Genomic DNA, 19,745 nt, shown 5'->3' with positions numbered 1-19,745 from the left:
CACTTCTGCGGTGCGGAAGAGGCGGCGGGGGCAGTTGCGACCGCAAAGCTGGTGAAGTGCGGAATTTGTCCGGCCTGATGCGGCCGCGGTCGTCACCCCAGGGCGCGATCCAGCCCGGCCCGCAGATCCGCCACCAGGTCCCCGGCGGCCTCGATCCCGACGCTGACCCGCAGCATCGCGTCGGTGATGCCGGCGGCCCGTTGCACCTCGGGTGGCATGGCGGCGTGCGTCATCGACGCCGGGTGGCAGACCAGGCTCTCCACCCCGCCCAGGCTCTCGGCCAGCAGGAAGAGCTGCAGCCCGTCCACCAGGCGCTCCACGGCGGGGCGGCCGCCGGTCAGCTCGAAGCTCAGGAGCGAGCCGAAACCACCGGGCTGCTGCCGCGCGGCCAGCTCGTGACCCGGGTGTGCCGGCAGCGACGGGTGGTGCACCCGGGCGACGGCGGGATGTTCCTGCAGGAGCCGCAGCACGGCCTGGGTATTCTCCTCGTGCACCCGCACCCGGGCATCCAGGGTGCGCAGGCCGCGCAGCACCAGATAGGAGTCGAAGGCCCCCGCGGTAAGCCCCAGACAGTTGGCCCAGCCCGCCATCAGCTCCCCGTGGGCGGCGTCCCGGGCAACAACCACGCCGCCCACCACGTCGGAATGGCCGTTGATGAACTTGGTGGTGGAGTGCAGCACCAGGTCGGCACCCAGCTCCAGCGGCTGCTGCAGCGCGGGTGAGCAGAACGTGTTGTCCACCGCCACCAGGGCGCCCGCGGCTTGCGCGGCCTGGCTGACCGTGGCGATGTCGGTCAGCCGCAGCAGCGGATTCGACGGGCTTTCCACCAGCACCAGGTCGGCCGGCTCCGCCAGACTGGCGGCCACCACCTTCGGATCGGTCAGGTCGACGAAGTCCACTCGCAGGGCGCCCTTGTCGGACAACCACTGCAACTGGCGCCAACTGCCGCCGTAGCAGTCGTGCGGAGCGACCACCCGTCCGCCGGCCGGGACGAAGGCATTGATGCACAGCGTGAGCGCGGCCATGCCGCTGTTGGTGACCACCGCGGCGGCCCCGTGCTCCAGCGTCACCAGGGCCTCCGCCAACAGGGCCCGGGTGGGATTGGCGGTGCGCGAGTAGTCGTACTCGCCCCGGCCCTCCAGCCCGCGGAAGGCGTAGTTGGTGGACAGGTGGATCGGCGGCACCACGGCCTGCCGGGCGGGATCGCTGTCCAGCCCGGTGCGCAACCCGCGGGTCAGCCGACTGATCTGGAATTCGGCAGCCTGGCTCTCGGGGCTGGGGGTCTTGTTGCTCTGGGTCACGACGGCCTCCTGGGTGGGATTGCACCGACACTAGGTGCTTTGCGCGGTGGGTGCCGACCGCGTCCAGATCTAGACAGCGGTCGGGCAAACCCAGATGTGTCGGCCCACTTGTGTCCGCTGGCGCTTCGGCTCCACACTGATCGCCATGACCGGCGAACCGATCCTCAGGCCCTGGCAGCTCTCCGACGCCCCGGCGCTGCTGCGTCATCGACGCGCCGCAGCCGACCTGTCGCGGGAACTGCCGGAGATGGCCGACGTGGCCGCCGCCCGGGCCGCGATCGAGTCGTGGAAGGCCGATCGGCGCTTCGCGATCGTGCACAACGGCGTCGCCATCGGCGGGGTGGGGATCACCCACATGGACCGGAAGAACTCGATCGGCTGGGTCAGCTACTGGATGTCACGCCAGGGGCGCGGCAAGGGCTGGACCAAGCGCGCGGTGTGCACCATCGCCGACCACGCCCTGTTCCTGTCGCCCAATCCGCTGTACCGGCTGGAACTGGGGCACAGGCTGAACAACCCGGCCTCAGCCCGGGTGGCCGAGGCCGCCGGTTTCATCCAGGAGGGGATCGAGCGGCAGAAACTCAGCTACGACGGCCAGCGCTTCGACACCCGCAGCATGGCCCGCCTGCGCACCGATCCGGTGCCGTCCTACGAACCGCTGGAACTGCAGGCCTGACCCCAGACGTTACAGGCGAAGGGCCCCCGCCGCGGCGGGGGCCCTTCGTTGCTTGCTGGGTGATCCGGTGTGGATCAGACGCGCCAGGTGTTGGTGCCGCCGGAGATGCGCAGCTGCGACTCATTGCTGAAGACGTGCACATCGTCGGGGGAGACCGCCAGGCGCACGGTCTCGCCGCGCTTGGGCTGCACGCGGCCGCTGACGCGAGCCACGATCTGCGGGGCGGTGAGCTTCTCGTCGTCGGGCAGGCCGGCCAGGGTGCCGTAGATGTAACCGTCGGCGCCCAGTTCCTCGACGACGGCGACGTCGACGCCGATGCCGTTGTTGTCGGGAGCAACCGAGAAGGTCTCCGGGCGGATGCCCAAGGTGACATTGGTCTCGCCGGGGGCCTTCGCGAGCACCTCGCGGGGCACGGGCACGACGTAGTCACCCACCTGCACGCCACCGTCGACGACCTTGCCGCCGATCAGGTTCATGGCGGGGGAGCCGATGAAGCCGGCCACGAAGAGGTTGGCGGGGGTGTCGTACAGTGCCAGCGGGGTGTCGACCTGCTGCAGCACGCCGTCCTTCATCACCGCGACGCGGTCGCCCATGGTCATGGCCTCAACCTGGTCGTGCGTGACGTAGACGGTGGTGACGCCCAGCCGGCTCTGCAGGGCCGCGATCTGGGTACGGGTCTGCACACGCAGCTTGGCGTCCAGGTTGGACAGCGGCTCGTCCATCAGGAAGACCTGCGGGTTGCGCACGATCGCGCGGCCCATGGCGACGCGCTGACGCTGACCACCGGAGAGCGCCTTCGGCTTGCGGGACAGGAAGTCCTCCAGGCCGAGCAGCTTGGCGGCCTCCAGGACGCGCTGCTGGCGCTCCTCCTTGGCCACATTCTGCATCTTCAGCGCGAAGCCCATGTTGTCCGCGACGGTCATGTGCGGGTACAGCGCGTAGTTCTGGAAGACCATGGCGATGTCACGGTCCTTGGGGGGAAGATCGGTGACGTCGCGGTCACCGATGTGGATGCTGCCGGCGTTGACCTCTTCCAGGCCAGCCAGCATGCGCAGGCTCGTGGACTTGCCACAACCGGACGGGCCAACGAGCACCATGAACTCGCCGTCCTCGATCTCGAGGTTGAGCTTGTTGACGGCGGGGCGGTCGGCTCCGGGGTAGACGCGAGAGGCGTCATTGAAACTGACGGTGGCCATGGCCACACTTCCTTTCCACGGGCAGGTACGTGCCCGACGATCCGTAGTGGAATCAGTGGACATGCTTTGTCCACTTCGCCCAGACTCTCACATCACACCTCTGACGTGAAGGGTGACCCCCGGATTTAACCCTATGGATTTCTGATGACAAGGGGCGACATCGGCCAATGTGACGAAAGGGTGAACGACTGGTCGAGATTCGGCGGGATGCAGCATGCTGGAAGGTGACGGCGCCGGTGACCATTCGGCGTCCCGACCCAAGGAAGAGAGAACCATGCTGATCGTCCACTGCAATGTGCACACCACCCCCGACGGCGTCGAGGCCTTCAAAGAGGCCTCGTTGACCAATGCCCAGGCCAGTCGGCTCGAGCCCGGCGTCGAACTCTTCGAGCTGATCCAGTCCGACGAGGATCCGACCATCTTCTGCCTGGTGGAGCACTACACCGCTCCCGAGGACCTGGACTTCCACAAGACCCAGGCGCACTACCTGACCTGGCGCGAGCAGGTGGCCGAGCTGATGGCCGAGCCCCGTCGCACGGTCAAGTACCACCGGGTCTGAGGCGAGCCCTCTGGGCCAGGCCCCCCGACAAGCTCGGGGATCGTGGTTGCGTGGGGCGACGAGCCCGGTCAGCACTCGACGATGTTGACCGCCAGGCCGCCGCGGGCCGTCTCCTTGTACTTGGTCTTCATGTCCGCACCGGTCTGCATCATCGTCCTGATCACCTGGTCCAGGCTCACGATCTGCTGACCGTCGCCCTGCAGCGCCAGCCGGGCGGCGGTGATCGCCTGCACGCTGGCCACCGCATTGCGCTCGATGCACGGGATCTGCACCAGGCCCCCGACGGGATCGCAGGTCAGCCCCAGATGGTGCTCCAGGCCGATCTCGGCGGCATTGCAGACCTGCTGCGGGCTGCCGCCCAGCACCTGGCACAGACCCGCCGAGGCCATCGAGCCGGCCACCCCCACCTCGCCCTGACAGCCCACCTCGGCGCCGGAGATGGAGGCGCTCTGCTGGTAGATCGAGCCGATCGCGCCGGCGGTCAGCAGGAAGTCGACCACCGTCTGGTCGCCCGCGCCCGGCATGTAGGTGTGGGCGTACTTCAGCACCGACGGAATGATCCCCGCCGCACCATTGGTGGGGGCGGTCACCACCCGGCCACCCGAGGCATTCTCCTCATTGACCGCCAGCGCCCACAGCGTCAGCCAGTCCATCGTCGCCAGCGGATCGACCGGGCCGGCCGGCTGGCGCTCCCGGGCGGTCAGGTCCAGGTGCAGCCGATGGGCCCGGCGTCGCACCTTCAACCCGCCGGGCAGCACTCCCGACGTCGCACAGCCCGCCGCGATGCAGTCGTCCATCACCCGCCAGATCCGCAGCAGGCCGTCGCGCACCTCCTGCTCGCTGTGACCCAGCGCCACCTCATTGGCCAACTGCACCTCGGGGATGCTCAGCCGATGATCCCGGCAGTGCTCCAGCAACTGGGCGCCGGTGCGGAAGTCGAACGGAACGGGTGTGGAATCGAGTCTCACCTGCGGATGCCCGCTCCCGTCGTCCTCCAGCACGAAGCCGCCACCGATCGAGTAGAAGGTGCGACGGACCAGGTGCTCATCCCCGGCGAAGGCGGTGAAGACCATGCCATTGGAATGGAAATCCAGCCGGCGGGTGCGGTGCAGCACCAGATCCCGATCCGGGTCGAAGCGGATCTCGGGCCCGTCCGGCGAGGCCAGCCGCAGCCGTCGGGAGGCCTCGATCTGTGCGGTGCGCTCCGGGGCGCGACGGGTGTCGACGCTCTCCGGCTGCTCGCCCTCCAGGCCGAGCAGCACGGCGGGCCGGGAGCCGTGACCGTGCCCGGTGGCCCCCAAGGAGCCGAAGAGCTCGGCTTTCACCCGGGTCACCCGCGGCAGGTCCGGCCCGGCCGCCAGATCCGCGGCAAAGCGCGCCGCGGCGCGCATCGGGCCCACGGTGTGCGAACTGGACGGCCCGATGCCGATCTTGAACATGTCGAAGGAGCTGATCGCCACGCAGTAAGTCTGCCCGCTCGGGCTTGTGTGGGGAAGGCCGGTCAAGGGCCAGGTTGCCTTGGAGGCGCGGCCCTGGCACGAGTATTTTCGGTGTCACAGTGGCGTGAGGAGAAATGATGAAGGCGCTGGTCAAGGTTGCCCCCGAGCCGGGGCTGCAGTTGCTGGACGTTCCCGAGCCGGTTCCCGGGCCCAATGAGGTGTTGATCAAGGTGCTGCGCACCGGGATCTGCGGCACGGACCTGCACATCGACAGCTGGGATCCATGGGCACAGCGGGTGGTGCCCACTCCGCTGACCATCGGCCACGAATTCTGTGGCGAGATCGTCGGGCTGGGGTCGGCCGTCGAGGATCTCACGATCGGGCAGTTCGTCAGCGGGGAGGGGCACTATGTGTGTGGCCGATGCCGCGCCTGCCTGGCTGGCAAGCGGCACCTGTGCCGCAACACCCAGGGGATCGGGTACATGGTCACCGGCTGCTTCAGCGAGTACTTCACCATGCCCGCCGGCAATGTCTGGGTGCATCACCGGCCGATCGATCCCGACGTCGCCGCCATCTTCGACCCCTTCGGCAATGCCGTCCACACCGCCCTGCAGTTCCCCAGCCTGGGTGAGGACGTGTTGGTCAGCGGTGCCGGCCCGATCGGCATCATGGCCGCCCTGGTGGCCCAGCACGCCGGCGCCCGGCACGTCGTCGTCAGTGACCTCTCCGACGAGCGGCTGGAGCTGGCCCGCACGCTGGGACTAAAGGACACGATCAATGTCGGCAGGGAGAGCCTCGACGTGGTCTTCGAGCGCGCCCAGATGAAGGAGGGCTTCGACATCGGCCTGGAGATGTCCGGCTCCGGGATCGCGCTGGCCAGCATGATCGACCACATGACCCACGGCGGGCGGATCGCGCTGCTGGGCACCCCCAGCAGGCCCACCGAGATCGACTTCAGCAAGATCATCTTCAACATGTTGACCTTGCAGGGGGTGACCGGCCGGCAGATCTTCGAGACCTGGTACGCCATGAGCGTGCTGCTGGAATCCGGCCTGGACATCTCCGGCGTGATCACCGACCGCTTCCCGTACACCGAATTCGATGAGGCCTTCGCGACCGCCGGCAATGGCCGGGGTGGCAAGGTCGTGATGGATTGGAGCTGACCATGTACACCACCCTCAAGGATGATCTTGCTGCCCAGCTGGAGCAGCTCAAGGCCGACGGACTGTACAAGGTGGAGGTGCCGCTCAGCTCCGCGCAGAGCGCCCACATCCAGGTGCAGGGACGCGAGGTGGTCAACCTGTGCGCCAACAACTACCTGGGCCTGGCCGACTCCCCGGTGCTGATCGACGCCGCCAAGGCCGCCCTGGACCGGTGGGGCTTCGGGATGGCGTCGGTGCGTTTCATCTGCGGCACCCAGGATCAGCACACCCAGCTGGAGGGCAGGATCACCAGCTTCCTGCATCCCCTCGTCCAGGACGAGGGGGGACGACCCCCCTTCGAACCCCCCGCGCTCGCAGGCTCGCAGGTCCAGGACGAGGAGGGTGAGTGGGACACCATCCTGTACAGCTCCTGCTTCGATGCCAATGGCGGCCTGTTCGAGGTGCTCTGCGGTGAGCAGGACGCGATCATCTCCGACGAGCTGAACCACGCGTCGATCATCGACGGGGTGCGATTGAGCAAGGCCAGGCGCTTGCGCTACAAGAACCGCGACATGGCCGATCTGGAGGCCCAGCTCATTGCCGCCAAGGACTGCCGCTACCGGCTGATCGCCACCGACGGCGTCTTCTCGATGGACGGCTACCTGGCGCCGCTGGACCAGATCTGCGACCTGGCGGAGAAGTACGACGCACTGGTGATGGTGGACGACTCGCACGCCGTCGGCTTCGTCGGCGAGCACGGCGCCGGTACCCCGGAGAAGTACGGTGTGCAGGATCGCGTCGACATCATCACCGGCACCCTGGGCAAGGCCCTGGGTGGCGCCTCGGGCGGCTACACCTGCGCCCGCTCCGAGATCGTCGAGATGCTGCGCCAGAAGAGCCGCCCCTACCTGTTCAGCAATTCGCTGGCGCCGGCGATCACCGCCGCGTCGATGGCCACCATCGAGGTGCTGGAGCGCTCCGGCGACCTGCGGGCCCGGCTGAACGAGAACACCGCCTGGTTCCGGGCAGAGATGGGCAAGCGGGGCTTCGAGATTCCCGAGAGTGACCACGCCATCGTGCCGGTCATGATCGGCGACGCGGTCAAGGCCGCGCAGATGGCCGACATCATCCTGGCCGAGGGAATCTACGTGCGCGCCTTCAGCTACCCGGTGGTGCCCAAGGGCAAGGCGCGAATCCGCACCCAGATGTCGGCCAACCTCACCCGGGAAGACCTTGAGGCGGCCGTTGCCGCCTTTGAGAAGGCCCGCGAGCAGGTGGGCTGACGCAGACCGCCAGCGGTGGCCGCGGTTCTCCGGCTGCCAGTCGGAGGGCTGGGCCACCGGCGGAGCGGGCTGGCGGGGGCGCTCCCGACGCCGGGTAGATTGGGCGCCATGAACCAGAGCCCCCAGGCGTCCACCGCCGTTGACGACGAGGCGGAGAAGCCGTGGTGGGATCAGCCCGGTATGCCGTGGAAGCACCAGCCCGGCAAGGCCGACAAGCAGTGCATGGGCTGGATCATGTTCATGGGGTTGTTCGGGTTGGCGATGCTGCCGCTGCGCGGCTGGCTGCTCGGCCTCAACCCGCCGTTGCTGGTGGGCCTGACAGGTTCCCGCTCCGGCACCGCCGCCATGGGTGCCCTGGCCAGTCAGGGGTTAGCCCCGAACTGGTGGTTCTACCTGATGGCCGGATCCTTGATGTCGATCAAGTTCGACTGGGTCTTCTGGTGGGCCGGCAAGCTCTGGGGCCGCGGGATGATCGAGGTCTGGGCCGGGCAGTCCAAGCGTGCCGCCAAGAACTACGCCCGAGCCGAGCGCTGGGCGCACAAGCTGGGGTGGCTGGGCATGTTCGTCGCCTATGTCCCGATCCCGTTGCCGCTGATGCAGGTGATCTTCGTCCTGGCCGGCTCGACGGGGATGAGCTGGAAGAAGTTCATGGCGCTGGACTTCCTGGCCAGCACCGTCTGGATGCTGGGCTACTTCTGGTTCGGCTGGCAGGTGGGCGAGCCCGCCGTCGTGCTGCTCAAGCAGTACGCCAGGATCGCCAACTACGTCGCGATCGGCCTGGTGGTCTTCATCGTCGGCTCCACCATGCTCAAGTCCGGCAAGAAGCAGGCGTGAGCCACGACGTCCGAGCCCTCGTCACGCTCCCAGCGCCTGCCGATAACCCGTCTCGGCGGCCTCGTTGAAGGCGACGAAGACCACCCGCTGCACCGATGTGGGGGTCTGCTGCACCGTCTGCACGGCAATCCTGGTGGCGTCGTCCATCGGCCAGCCGTAGACGCCGGCGGAGATGGTGGGGAAGGCCACCGCGGTGGCGCCCAGCTCGTCGGCCACCCGCAGGCACTCCCGGTAGCAGGAGGCCAGCGTGGCCGACTTGTCGATGGTCTTGGCCCAGACCGGCCCGACGGTGTGGATCACCCAGCGGGCATCCAGGTTCCCGGCGGTGGTGGCCACCGCCTGCCCGGCCGGCAGCCCGTCGGGCAGGCTGGTGCGGCGCAGTTCCCGGCACTCGGCCAGGATCTGTGGCCCGCCGCGACGGTGGATGGCGCCGTCCACTCCGCCGCCTCCCAGCAGGCCGGAGTTGGCGGCATTGACGACGGCGTCGACCGGCTCGGCCAGGGTGGTGATGTCGCCGCGGACGATCTCGATGGTGGGGCTCATGCCCCCAGCCTAGGCGGGCGGCTCAGGCGCGGGTGAAGACCGCCACCAGGAAGTCCGAGCCCTCCTGGAAGGGCTTCAGATCCCAGGTGGACAGGCCCAGCTGCAGCACCAGGCCGCTGGCCTCGGCATCGGCCAGGAAGTCGCCGAAGTCGTAGCCGCGGCCCGCGCCGAAGCCGATCACGGCTCGACCCTCCGGGTTCAGGTGCCGGGCCAGATTGGCCAGGATCCGACGACGGCTGGAGGGCGCGGGGAAGGCGATCACATTGCCGGCGCACAGGATCGCGTCGAAGCCCTCGTCGACGCCCTGACCGGGCAGGTCCAGCACGGCCAGGTCCTGCACGAAGTAGTCCGGGCCGGGCGCCTCACGTCGGGCGATCTCGATCAAGGTCGGGTCAAGATCAACACCGACCACCCGGTGGCCGCGCTCGGCCAGCCAGGTGGCATGCCGGCCCGGCCCACAGCCCGCGTCCAGGATGTGCGCATTGCGGGCGGCCATCGCGTCGATGAAGCGGGCCTCGCCCAGCAGGTCGGCGCCATTGGCTGCCATCGTGCGGAAGCGCTGGGCGTAGTTGTGCGGGTGCTCCGGGTTGGCCGCCACCATCTTCTCCCATGTGCCGGGTTCGATCGGGGCCATCTGTTTGTCGTTCACCGGGCCATCCTGTCATGACCCGGAGAAGGCCGGGAAAAAAGAGTGTGGATGGTTACCACCGTCGACGGTGGTAACCATCCACATTTTCTTTCTGGTCAGATGAACAGCGTGGTCTGGGAGTCGCTGGCCTCGTCCAGGAAGGTCGCCACGCCGCCGAACTCGACGCCCGGCAGCAGATCTTCCTTGGTGATCCCCAGCAGGTCCATCGTCATGGTGCAGGCGATCAGCCGGGCGCCGCCGTCCAGCGCGGACTGGATCATCTCGCTCACCGACGCCACGTGGTGCTGCTTCATGGTGTTCTTGATCATCGCCGTGCCGGCGCCGCCCATGTTCATCTGCGAGAGCGTCAGGGCCTCCGCGCTGGAGGGCATCATCGCCTTCATCATCTTGTCCATCGGCTTCATCTCCCGCTTGGGCGCCCTCGGGTCACGCAGCGAGTTCAGCCCCCAGAAGGTGAAGAACATGCTCACCTGATTGCCCATCGAGAGCGCACCGTTGGCGATGATGAAGGCCGCGATCACCTTGTCCAGGTCTGCGGAGAAGACCACGAAGGAGTTCTTGTTTTTCGACGCGACGGGTGCCTGCGCGGAGGCCTGGGCAGTCTCCCCGGTGTGCCGGAAGGTGGCCTTGAGCCCGGAGCCGTCGGGCTCCAGGCCCACCAGCTCATGGCCATTGCGCTTGGCCCAGGCCGGGCCGTCGCTGGCAAAGCCCATGTCCGAGACGTGTGCCACGATCTCGTCGCCCGGGCGCAGGCCCTTCATGGTCTCCGAGAGCTTCATGATCGGGCCAGGGCAGGCCAGGCCGGTGCAGTCCAGGTCAATGGTCTGCGCGCCCATCAGGGCGGTGGTGAAGGCAGTGGGCGCCTGTGGCTGGCTCGGCTGGCTGGCGGTGGGCTGGGTGAAGACGCTCAGATCCACCGGCGCGTCCTGCTCCCCGCGCTCCGGTGTGGACCACGCGCGGTAGGTGGTGCTGCCGCCGGACAGGAAGGCGACATCGGTGAAGCCGCGCTGCACCAGGATCCGGTGCGCCAGATAACTGCGGAAACCGACCGCGCACAGCAGCCGGACGGGCTGGTTGCGGTCCCAACCGTCCAGTTCCTCGCGGATCCGGCCGAGCGGAATGTTCTGGGAGCCGTCGAGGTGCCAGACGTCGAATTCGGTGGGTTCGCGGACGTCGACCACCCGGCACCCGGTCAGGTCCGCGTCCGGGTACCAGAGCTTGGCGTCGCCCCGGATCACATTGCTGGCCAGGAATCCGGCCATGTTCACCGGATCCTTCGCGGAGCCATAGGGCGGGGCATAGCTGAGTTCCAGCTTCTCCAGGTCGAAGACGGTGCCGCCGAAGCGCAGGGCGGTGGCGATCACGTCGATCCGCTTCTCGACGCCGTCGAAGCCGGCGCACTGCGCGCCCAGCAGCTTGCCGTCGGTGGGGGAGAAGAGCAGCTTGAGGTGCATCGGCGAGGTGCCGGGGTAGTAACCGGCGTGCCCGGTGGGGTGCGCATGCACCGTCCAGAAGGGGATCCCGGCCTGGGCGAGCTGGCGGCTGTTGGCACCGGTGGCCGCCACCGTCATGGCGAAGAGCTTGACCACCGAAGTGCCTTGGGTGGAGTCATAGCTGGTCTCGCGGCCGCAGATGTTCTCCGCCGCGACGCGACCCTGCCGATTGGCGGGCCCGGCCAGGGCGATCACGTGACTGTCGGGCAGCACGGTGTGCCGGCTCTCCACCACGTCACCCGCGGCCCAGACATGCTCGACGGTGGTGCGCTGGTGCTCGTCGACGACGATGCCACCCCGCGGGCCGATCTGGGCGCCGGCGGCGACAGCCAGCTCGGTCAGCGGCTTCACCCCGATGGCCAGCACCACCAGGTCCGCCTCCAGGGTGGAGCCGTCGCCCAGGCTGGCGACGATCCGCTGGCCCTGTTGCGCGAAGCCGGTGACGGCGGTGCCAAGGTGCAGCTTGATGCCGTGGGTGCGCAGGACCTGCTCTGCATTGGCGGCGATCTCGTGGTCCACCGGCGGCAGGATCTGCGGCGCCATCTCCACCACGTGCACCTCGGCGCCCCGCTCGCGCAGATTCTCCGCGGCCTCCAGACCGATGAAGCCGGCGCCCACCACCAGGGCGCGCAGGCCCGCGGGGTCACGATCCACCCGCTGCTTGATCCGGTCCATGTCGCCGAGGCTGCGCAGCACGTGGATGCCCGGCAGGTCGGCGCCGGGAACCGGCGGAATGACCGCCCGAGCGCCCATGCACAGCCCCAGCTCGTCGTAGTTCTCCTGGTACTCCCGGCCGGAATCCAGGTCCCGGACGGTCACGGTGCGGTTCGGGGCGTCGACGTCGACCACTTCCTGGCGAAGGCGAACGTCCAGGTTGAGGCTCTCCCGCAGGCTCTCGGGGGTCTGCAGCAGCAGCCGATCGCGATCGGTGATCACCTCGCCGATGTGGTAGGGCAGGCCGCAGTTGGCGAAGGACACATGGTGGGAGCGTTCGAGGACGACGATCTCGGCATGCTCGTCGAGCCTGCGGGCCCGGGCTGCCAGGGACATTCCGGCGGCGACGCCACCGACGACGACGAGTTTCATGGGCTTTCCTTCCACGTGGGAGTGCAGCTCCCACGATACCCAGTGGGGTATGTGAATGCCACTTGGCCCGACCGGCACAATGGAGGCATGGACGAAACCCTGCCGCAGACCACGCCCGACGAGCTGGCCGACGACGCCGTGATCCTGGACGTGCGTGCCCAGGCCCAGTGGGCCGAGGGGCACGCCCCCGGCGCGGTCCACATTCCGCTCGACCAGCTGGTGGCCCGGCTGATCGACCTGCCCGTCACCGAGGGGCCGTTGCCGGTCACCTGCGGTGGTGGCAGCAAGGCGAAGAAGGCCACGACCCTGCTGCGCGAGCATGGCATCGATGCCGTGGAACTGGCTGGTGGGATGCGTGGCTGGAAGGCGGCCGGGCGCCCGCTGGTGCAGGACTGACCCCGGTGATGGAGCCCCAGACAGGAGTCGAACCCGCGACATCCTCTTTACAAGAGAGGCGCTCTACCTACTGAGCTACTGGGGCGTGTCGCCCCAGGATCGTGCTGATGCTGGGCCGACCGGTCAATTGTGCCGGTGGGGCGCTGCTTGGACAAGCCGCGCCCAGCTTTGGGGGCGTCAGATGCCGGGGGCCGCCAGGAAGGCCGTCGCCTGGCCGCTGACCGTGGCGTGCTCGCCGGCCGGCAGGAAGGCGGCCTTGCCCTTGCCCAGCTCCATCCCGTTGGCGTCGCGCAAGCTGCCGTCGATCACCAGCAGGATGCGGCCGGTGTCGCTGGCGGGCAGCGAGACCTCGAGGTCGCCGGTCAACTCCAGCTGCCACAGGGCGAATTCCGGGGCAGGGGTGGGGTAGCGCAGCAGCCCGGGGGCCTCCTCGACGGCGCGCACCAACTCCACGGGGGCGGCGTCGAAGTCCACCACGGAGACCAGCGCGTCGACATCGATGTGCTTGGGGGTCAGTCCCCCGCGCAGCACATTGTCCGAATTGGCCATGATCTCGATGCCGGTGCCCTTGAGGTAGGCGTGCAGGTTGCCAGCGGGCAGGAAGACGCCTTCGCCGGGCTGCATGGTGAAGCGGTTCATCATCAGCGCGGCCAGGATCGAGGCGTCGCCCGGGTAGAACTCGTCGAGCATCACCGCGGTGCGGCAGAAATCGCCAAAGGGGCCCTCGTCGTCCACGTGCTGCACGCACTTGGCGGCCACCGCATTGACCAGGTCGCGACGCTCGTCGCTCTGGCCCAGGGCATCCAGGAAGACCTCGGCCAGGCCGGCCGAGCCGCCCCGCAGCCGCAGCGGTGCCACCATCTGGTCCACCTCGGGGATCTCCAGCGCCTCGAACAGGTCGGCGGTCTGCTGGGGGTCGCGGAAACCGCACAGCGCGTCGAAGGGGGTCAGCGCGAGCATCAGCTCCGGCTTGGGCCAGTCGTCCTTGTAGGTCCGGGTCGGGTCGTCGAGCGGGACGCCGTCGGCATTCTCCTGCGCGAAGCCCACCTCGGCCTGCTCGCGTGACGGGTGCACCTGCAGCGAGAGCGGGCGGTTGGCGGCCAGCACCTTGAGCAGGTAGGGCAGTCGGGGGCCGAACTGCCGCACGCTGGCCTCGCCCACGATCTGTGGCTGGCGCTCGATCAGCTCCGCCAGGTTGTCATCGCCCACCGTCGACGGTGCGCTGGCGTGCGCTCCCAGCCAGTACTCGGCCTGCGGCTCGCCGGTCTGGGGGAAGCCAAGGGTCTCCGGGATCGAGGTGGTCGATCCCCACGCATAGTTCTGGATGGCTCCCGACATCGGCTGCATTGTCTGGTTCCCCTTGGCTCGACGGTTGGAGTGCGCACCCCAGTCTGTCAGGTTTCGGGTCACTCGATCGACGCGCCTCCCCGATCGGTGGGGCGGCCGTACCTAGAATCGAGCGCATGTCTGAAGCCGTGCGTCACGATGACCTGCCCGCACTGGGGGAGAGCCAGGCCGCCATCCTGGACTTCGAACGCAGCTGGACGGGCAGCCGCAGCCTGCGCGAGCAGGAGATCCGGGCCCGCTTCGACCTCTCGATGCCGCGTTACTACCAGCTGTTGAACCAGATCATCGACGAGCCGGCGGCGCTGCAGCACGACCCGTTGCTGGTCAGGCGACTGCGTCGGTTGCGGGAGAATCGCCAGCAGGCGCGCTCCGCGGCTCGGCTGCCGCGCTGATCCGTCGTTCGCTGGGGGCGGAAGTGCTGGTCTGGGGTGCTGCGGGGGTCTAGCGTCGAGAGCACCATCCCGGGAGCTGCCGGGGTCCAAATCAAGGAGTGTGCCCATGGGAATCGCGGACAAGTTCGAGAACGCCAAGGACCAGGTCGTCGGCAAGGTCAAGGAGACCGCTGGCGACGCCACCGACAACGAGCAGCTCCAGACTGAGGGCGCAGCCCAGCAGTTCGACGGTGAGGTTGGCCAGAAGGTTGAGCAGGGCAAGGACAAGTTCAACGATGCGGTCAACGACCTGAAGAACTGATCAGGTCCCAGCTGTTCCGGACGCCCGTCGCCTCGCGCGGCGGGCGTTCTGCATGCTCGGGCGCAGTCGGGAGCGGGGTCATTCCCGATCGCGATAGCCGCCGTCCACCAGGTCGGCCTGGCATTCGAAGAAGTTGCCCGTCGCCAGATCCCGGTGTCGCACCAGGGACCAAGCGGCCATCACGCCATAGAGCGGCAGGAAGGGCAGCCCGGCGCACATCGTCCACTGCCAGGCGTGGCTCTCCTCGTGCTCCAGCAGCCCGGGGCGACGCGCGAAGAGCGCGTCGATGTCCTCATGGTGGGTGGCGATCACGTTGCCGATGGTGAAGGCGCCGCCATTGGGGTAGCTCGGGCGATAGCCGTCGGCAAACCACAGGCCGCGTGGGCCGCGGCGCACCCGCGCCCGGCCGGCCACCGCGACGGCCAGGCCCAGCGGGGTGCTCAGGTTCAACCAGTTCCCGGCATTGCGCACCAGAATCATGCGACGCGAGGCGGGCAGCCGCGCGGGGGAGGGCTTGGTCATGAGTTCATTGTGCCTCCGAGGGGTGCCGGGGCTTTGCACTCGCTTGTGTCGAGTGCTAAACATGGACTTGGCACTCGGCCTGATCGAGTGCCAAACAGTGAGGTTCAGGTGAGGCTCGAAGGAGCCGTCCGTCGCGGGCATCGAGAACCTCCACCCAGACACCTGACAGAACCGGGGCTCCAAGCCCCCGACGCGGGAGGACTCCCGAAAGACCATGGCAAAGCTGATCGAATTCAACATCGAGGCCCGCCGCGGGCTCGAGCGTGGCATGAACACGCTGGCGGACGCGGTCAAGGTCACCCTCGGCCCCAAGGGCCGCAATGTCGTCCTGGAGAAGAAGTGGGGCGCCCCCACCATCACCAATGACGGCGTGTCCATCGCCAAGGAGATCGAGCTCGAGGATCCCTTCGAGAAGATCGGTGCGGAGCTCGTCAAGGAGGTCGCCAAGAAGACCGACGACGTCGCGGGCGACGGCACCACCACCGCCACCGTGCTGGCCCAGGCAATGGTCCGTGAGGGCCTGCGCAATGTCACCGCCGGCGCCAACCCGATGAGCCTGAAGAAGGGCATCGAGGCCGCCGTCAAGGCCATCAGCGAAGAGCTGGGCACCATGGCGATCGACGTCGAGACCAAGGAGCAGATTGCCGCCACCGCGTCGATCTCCGCCGCTGACACCACCGTCGGCGAGATCATCGCCGAGGCGATGGACAAGGTCGGCAAGGAAGGCGTCATCACCGTCGAGGAGTCCAACACCTTCGGGCTCGACCTCGAGCTGACCGAGGGCATGCGCTTCGACAAGGGCTACATCAGCCCCTACTTCGTCACCGACACCGAGGCGATGGTGGCGGAGCTGGAGAACCCCTACGTCCTGCTGGTCGACGGCAAGGTCTCCTCGCTCAAGGAGCTGCTGCCGGTGCTGGAGAAGGTGATGCAGTCCAGCCGTCCGCTGCTGGTCATCGCCGAGGACACCGACGGCGAGGCCCTGGCCGGCCTGATCGTCAACAAGATCCGTGGCACCTTCAAGTCGGTTGCCGTCAAGGCCCCCGGCTTCGGTGACCGTCGCAAGGCCATGCTGGCCGACATCGCCATCCTCACCGGTGGCACCGTCATCAGCCAGGAGGTCGGCCTCTCGCTGGAGGCCGCCACCCTGGAGCTGCTGGGCCAGGCCCGCAGCGTCCGCATCACCAAGGACGAGACGATCATCGTCGACGGCGCCGGCGATGCCGACCAGATCGCCGGTCGGGTCTCGCAGATCCGCAAGGAGATCGAGAACTCGGACTCCGACTACGACCGCGAGAAGCTGCAGGAGCGCCTCGCCAAGCTGGCCGGCGGCGTTGCCGTGATCAAGGTCGGCGCGGCCACCGAGGTGGAGCTCAAGGAGCGCAAGCACCGCATCGAGGACGCCGTCCGCAATGCCAAGGCCGCGGTCGAGGAGGGCATCGTCCCAGGCGGTGGCGTGGCGCTGATCCAGGCCGCCAAGAACGTCAAGCTCGACGGCTTGGAAGGCGACGAGCTCACCGGCGCCCAGATCGTGCTGCAGGCCGCCCAGGCCCCGCTGCGCCAGATCGCGCTGAACGCCGGCCTCGAGGGTGGCGTCATCGCGGAGAAGGTGGCCAACCTGCCCGTCGGTGAGGGCCTGAACGCCGCCACCGGCGAGTACGTGAAGATGGTTGAGTCGGGCATCATCGACCCGGCCAAGGTGACCCGCTCTGCCCTGCAGAACGCGGCCTCCATCGCGGCCCTCTTCCTCACCACCGAGGCCGTCATCGCCGACAAGCCGGAGAAGGCTCCCGCCATGCCCGGCGGCGCCGACGGCGGCATGGGTGGCATGGACTTCTGATCCATCCACCACGACGAATCACCACGAGGGCGGTTCCCCACCGGGGAGCCGCCCTCGTGCGGCGTTGACACAGGGTAGGTTGTCGTGCCGGAGCCCCCGCCCACAACCCTCGGAGCCACCATGACGTCTGTCCCCCGGGACACCCGGGTCGCCTACCTGGATCTGCTGCGTTGCGCGGCGGCGGTGGCCGTCGTCCTGCTGCACGCGGCGGCGCTCTGCTGGGCCAAGGTGCCGCTGCGCGGCGCCTCCTGGGTGGGGTTGGCCCTGCTGGACTCGGCGGTGCGATGGAGTGTGCCCGTCTTCTTCATGATCACTGGCGCCCTCTTCCTCACCCGGTCCGCACCCGTGACCCCCAGAGCGATGCTGAGGGGGTCGTTGCCCCGGCTAGCCAGCGCCTTCATCTTCTGGGCCATGGTCTACCGGCTCTTCGCTGCGTTCGAGAAGGGGCGGGAGCCCACCGTGCTGACCGTCATCAGGGAAATGCCTCGTGGCTACTACCACCTGTGGTTCCTGCCCGTGATGATGGGCATCTACCTGCTGATGCCCGTGCTCTGGCACATCTTCCAGAACCGTGTGCTGGCCCGGTATCTGGTGGTGCTGTGGCTGGTGATGGTCCTGTTGAAGGCGACGGAGAAGTTCGATCCGACGCTGGTCCTCTCCGGGATGGCGGATCGGGTTCTCGGCCCGGAGCTGGCGGGTTACGCACCCTTCGTCCTGCTGGGGGCGCTGGTCGCCAGCTCGTCACGGCGCGTTCCCCGGTGGCTGCTGCCGATGGCTCTGGTCGGATCCATCAGCATCGTCTTCCTGCTCACCGTGCGCCTGTCCTGGGCAAGAGGAGTGCCCGACGGCTACTGGTTTGCCTACCTCACCCCGGCGGTGGTCATCAGCGGGGTCGCGGTCTTCGCCCTTGCCCGCAGCCAGGAGCAGCGCTTGCAGCGTCGACAACGCCTCCAGGCCGCATTGGCCTGGTTCGGGGCCCGCACCCTCGGGATCTACCTGGTGCATCCCCTGGTGCTCGGCCTGGCCACCAAGTACTCGATTATCCCGATCGAGCCCATGGTCCCCCGAGTGCTGGCGCTGTGGCTGATGGCGCTGGCGGTCTCGTTGCTGGCGACGATCCTGATCCGGCAGATTCCCTGGCTCGGCGCGCGGTTGGTCTAGGGTTCGCACATGTCCGAACGCAGAACCCAGTGGTATGTCAGGGCGACCTTCCTGACCGTCTGGTGCTACTGGCTCATCCTCTGGCGGGTTCCGGTCTGGTCGCAGGATGACCTGCACTTTGCCAACCGCTCCCGGCTGCCCTTGGGTGGCTTGGTCTGGCAGCGCCTTCCGGTGCAGGCCTGGCAGGACCTGGACCATCGAAATGGTCGGCTCGCGGACATGGGCGTCCAACTCGTGATGTCGCTGCGGGACTGGATCGGTCCGACGGTTTCCCTGGTCTGCCTGGCGCAGGTGCTGGCCCTGTACTTCCTGCTGCGGCCGCTGTCCGATGTGCTCCAGCAACGGGTCGCCAACCCCTGGCCACGGGTAGTGGTTGCCGTGCTGGCGACGCTGCTGCCGTTCGCGACCTTTGCGCAGGATCCGACGATTGCAGGCTCGACGGTGATGTTCCTGTCCGCCTGCGTCGGCTATGTCGGTGGCAGCGCGCTGCTCTTCGTCTGCCTACGGCAGCTGTGGGAGACCTCCCGGCGACCCTCACCTCGGTTGGCGGGGGTGACCGTCCTGCTCTGCTGGTGGGCCTGCCTGCACCACGAACTCCTGGCCCTGGCCCTGGTGGGCGCCTGCGTGGCCCTGCTGCTGGTGTCCAAGCGGTCCGCCACCCTGTGGGCGACCGCCATTCCGGTCTGTCTGGTGGGGCTGGGGCGTTTTGCCGCCCGTGGGCTGTGGGCCCGACGCGCCTACCGTCGCAGCCCTTTTCCGCAGGACGGCTATCCGGGCTGGCAACAGTCGCTGGGCAACGCCGTGCACTCCAGCACCCAGCTGGTGGTGCACCATCCGCTGATCCTGGGCTGTGGCCTGGTTGGCGTGCTTGCCCTGCTGGTGGCCGCCAGCCGCACCGAGGGGCTAGCAACCCGTCGGTTCGCCGTGGCATTGGCCGCTGACGGTGCGGTGCTGACGTTGTTGGCCCACCGGGTGAATTCCCGGGCCTGGCGCGACGGGCTCTTCCAGCCTCGGATGCAGACCTACCAGTCAATCTCGGCGGCCGCGGTGCTCCTGGCGCTGGCCGTGCTGGTTGCGCTGCTGGTGCTGGCTGCCTGGCAGCTGCGTTCCGTCCCGGGCGGGGCCGTGGTCGGCATGCTGCTGGGAGCCGCGCTGGGAGCCGTGGCCATGCCCACCGCGATGGGCGCCCCGGGCGGTCGGATGATGTACTTCGGCCTCACCCTGGTGCTGGTCGTGGCCGCGGCCAGCTCCCTGGCGGCGGTCGCGCTGACGTGGGGATGCGGGGTCGAGACCTCGGCGCTGGCAACTGCCGCCCTGGTGGTCATCTGCGGCAGCGGCGTGCAGAGCGCAACCTCCCTGGCCCCTGCCGTCGAGCGGAACATCCAGGCCTGGCGACCCACCCTGGTGGAAATCCAGCGGGTGAAGGAGGGCAAGGCGAGTCGCGTGCATGTGCTGCGAGACCTGCCCTATCCGCAGTATTCGGAGAACTACATCGTGCTGCACCCCAAGACCTTGCAGCCCCGACTGATGTTCTACTACGGCCTGGACGAGGCCACGCCGGTGATCGTGCGGTGAGCTGCCCGGC

19 protein-coding genes and 1 tRNA gene are annotated in these 19,745 nt (G+C 68.2%); 11 read left to right on the top strand and 9 right to left on the bottom strand.

The genetic code is table 11. From position 1 onward, the window contains the following. Positions 1-92: 92 nt before the first annotated feature. Positions 93-1,301: a cystathionine gamma-synthase gene (metB, locus tag AAEX57_RS10765; protein WP_342092183.1), complete on the bottom strand. Its 1,209-nt coding sequence runs from the start codon at positions 1,299-1,301 to the stop codon at positions 93-95. Positions 1,302-1,446: 145 nt separating this feature from the next. Between metB and AAEX57_RS10760 the strand changes: the two genes are divergently transcribed. Then, a complete protein-coding gene (locus tag AAEX57_RS10760) occupies positions 1,447-1,977 on the top strand; it encodes a GNAT family N-acetyltransferase (RefSeq protein WP_342092184.1) in 531 nt (176 codons plus the stop codon). 74 nt (positions 1,978-2,051) lie between these two features. On the opposite strand, the gene AAEX57_RS10755 is transcribed toward AAEX57_RS10760, so the two are convergent. Then, positions 2,052-3,173 (bottom strand): ABC transporter ATP-binding protein, encoded by a 1,122-nt coding sequence (locus AAEX57_RS10755; protein WP_342092185.1) that lies wholly within the window; start codon positions 3,171-3,173, stop codon positions 2,052-2,054. Positions 3,174-3,447: 274 nt separating this feature from the next. Between AAEX57_RS10755 and AAEX57_RS10750 the strand changes: the two genes are divergently transcribed. Then, on the top strand, positions 3,448-3,732 hold the full coding sequence (locus AAEX57_RS10750) for a putative quinol monooxygenase (protein WP_342097782.1): 285 nt from the start codon (positions 3,448-3,450) through the stop codon (positions 3,730-3,732). Between the two features lie 68 nt (positions 3,733-3,800). Here the strand turns inward: AAEX57_RS10750 and AAEX57_RS10745 are convergent, their stop codons facing one another. After that, a complete protein-coding gene (locus tag AAEX57_RS10745; RefSeq protein ID WP_342092187.1) occupies positions 3,801-5,192 on the bottom strand; it encodes an L-serine ammonia-lyase in 1,392 nt (463 codons plus the stop codon). Positions 5,193-5,308: 116 nt separating this feature from the next. Between AAEX57_RS10745 and tdh the strand changes: the two genes are divergently transcribed. The 3 genes from tdh to AAEX57_RS10730 are packed head-to-tail and all read left to right on the top strand — an operon-like array spanning position 5,309 to position 8,430. Then, positions 5,309-6,334 carry an L-threonine 3-dehydrogenase gene (gene tdh, locus AAEX57_RS10740; protein WP_342092188.1) on the top strand — a complete coding sequence of 342 codons (1,026 nt, stop codon included), beginning with the start codon at positions 5,309-5,311 and terminating at the stop codon, positions 6,332-6,334. A gap of 2 nt (positions 6,335-6,336) precedes the next feature. Continuing rightward, complete coding sequence (locus tag AAEX57_RS10735) at positions 6,337-7,596, top strand: glycine C-acetyltransferase (protein WP_342092189.1); 1,260 nt, start codon at positions 6,337-6,339, stop codon at positions 7,594-7,596. A gap of 48 nt (positions 7,597-7,644) precedes the next feature. Further along, positions 7,645-8,430 carry a DedA family protein gene (locus tag AAEX57_RS10730; protein WP_342092219.1) on the top strand — a complete coding sequence of 262 codons (786 nt, stop codon included), beginning with the start codon at positions 7,645-7,647 and terminating at the stop codon, positions 8,428-8,430. Between the two features lie 21 nt (positions 8,431-8,451). Here AAEX57_RS10730 and AAEX57_RS10725 read toward each other — a convergent pair whose 3' ends face one another. The 3 genes from AAEX57_RS10725 to AAEX57_RS10715 form a co-directional block, all read right to left on the bottom strand. Then, a complete protein-coding gene (locus AAEX57_RS10725; RefSeq protein ID WP_342092190.1) occupies positions 8,452-8,973 on the bottom strand; it encodes an O-acetyl-ADP-ribose deacetylase in 522 nt (173 codons plus the stop codon). Positions 8,974-8,995: 22 nt separating this feature from the next. Beyond that, positions 8,996-9,622: a class I SAM-dependent methyltransferase gene (locus tag AAEX57_RS10720; RefSeq protein WP_342092191.1), complete on the bottom strand. Its 627-nt coding sequence runs from the start codon at positions 9,620-9,622 to the stop codon at positions 8,996-8,998. 95 nt (positions 9,623-9,717) lie between these two features. After that, positions 9,718-12,201, bottom strand: coding sequence for an FAD-dependent oxidoreductase (locus tag AAEX57_RS10715; protein ID WP_342092192.1), 2,484 nt, complete (start codon positions 12,199-12,201; stop codon positions 9,718-9,720). 87 nt (positions 12,202-12,288) lie between these two features. Between AAEX57_RS10715 and AAEX57_RS10710 the strand changes: the two genes are divergently transcribed. Then, positions 12,289-12,597 (top strand): rhodanese-like domain-containing protein, encoded by a 309-nt coding sequence (locus tag AAEX57_RS10710; protein ID WP_342092193.1) that lies wholly within the window; start codon positions 12,289-12,291, stop codon positions 12,595-12,597. Between the two features lie 9 nt (positions 12,598-12,606). On the opposite strand, the gene AAEX57_RS10705 is transcribed toward AAEX57_RS10710, so the two are convergent. Together AAEX57_RS10705 and manA are read right to left on the bottom strand one after the other, a co-directional pair. Further along, a tRNA-Thr gene (locus AAEX57_RS10705) sits at positions 12,607-12,682 on the bottom strand. A 92-nt stretch (positions 12,683-12,774) separates the two neighbouring features. Next, on the bottom strand, positions 12,775-13,935 hold the full coding sequence (manA, locus tag AAEX57_RS10700) for a mannose-6-phosphate isomerase, class I (protein ID WP_342092194.1): 1,161 nt from the start codon (positions 13,933-13,935) through the stop codon (positions 12,775-12,777). A 125-nt stretch (positions 13,936-14,060) separates the two neighbouring features. On the opposite strand from manA, the gene AAEX57_RS10695 reads away from it, so the two are divergent. After that, on the top strand, positions 14,061-14,336 hold the full coding sequence (locus tag AAEX57_RS10695) for a DUF3263 domain-containing protein (RefSeq protein WP_342092195.1): 276 nt from the start codon (positions 14,061-14,063) through the stop codon (positions 14,334-14,336). Positions 14,337-14,442: 106 nt separating this feature from the next. Beyond that, positions 14,443-14,637, top strand: a complete 195-nt coding sequence (locus tag AAEX57_RS10690) for a CsbD family protein (protein ID WP_342092196.1) — start codon at positions 14,443-14,445, stop codon at positions 14,635-14,637. Positions 14,638-14,715: 78 nt separating this feature from the next. On the opposite strand, the gene AAEX57_RS10685 is transcribed toward AAEX57_RS10690, so the two are convergent. Beyond that, positions 14,716-15,159 (bottom strand): hypothetical protein, encoded by a 444-nt coding sequence (locus AAEX57_RS10685; protein ID WP_342092197.1) that lies wholly within the window; start codon positions 15,157-15,159, stop codon positions 14,716-14,718. A 214-nt stretch (positions 15,160-15,373) separates the two neighbouring features. Here AAEX57_RS10685 and groL point away from each other — a divergent pair, with 214 nt between their 5' ends. The 3 genes from groL to AAEX57_RS10670 all read left to right on the top strand — a co-directional run bounded on the left by groL (position 15,374) and on the right by AAEX57_RS10670 (position 19,735). After that, positions 15,374-16,999, top strand: a complete 1,626-nt coding sequence (gene groL, locus AAEX57_RS10680; RefSeq protein ID WP_342092198.1) for a chaperonin GroEL — start codon at positions 15,374-15,376, stop codon at positions 16,997-16,999. Positions 17,000-17,119: 120 nt separating this feature from the next. Then, a complete protein-coding gene (locus AAEX57_RS10675) occupies positions 17,120-18,160 on the top strand; it encodes an acyltransferase (protein WP_342092199.1) in 1,041 nt (346 codons plus the stop codon). 9 nt (positions 18,161-18,169) lie between these two features. Further along, positions 18,170-19,735 carry a hypothetical protein gene (locus AAEX57_RS10670; RefSeq protein WP_342092200.1) on the top strand — a complete coding sequence of 522 codons (1,566 nt, stop codon included), beginning with the start codon at positions 18,170-18,172 and terminating at the stop codon, positions 19,733-19,735. Positions 19,736-19,745 lie beyond the last annotated feature (10 nt).

The sequence above is a fragment of the Luteococcus sp. H91 genome, assembly GCF_038433135.1.
GTDB lineage: Bacteria > Actinomycetota > Actinomycetes > Propionibacteriales > Propionibacteriaceae > Luteococcus.
The sequence above is the reverse complement of the archived record's forward strand: the minus strand, read 5'-3'. Positions and strand labels throughout refer to the sequence as shown.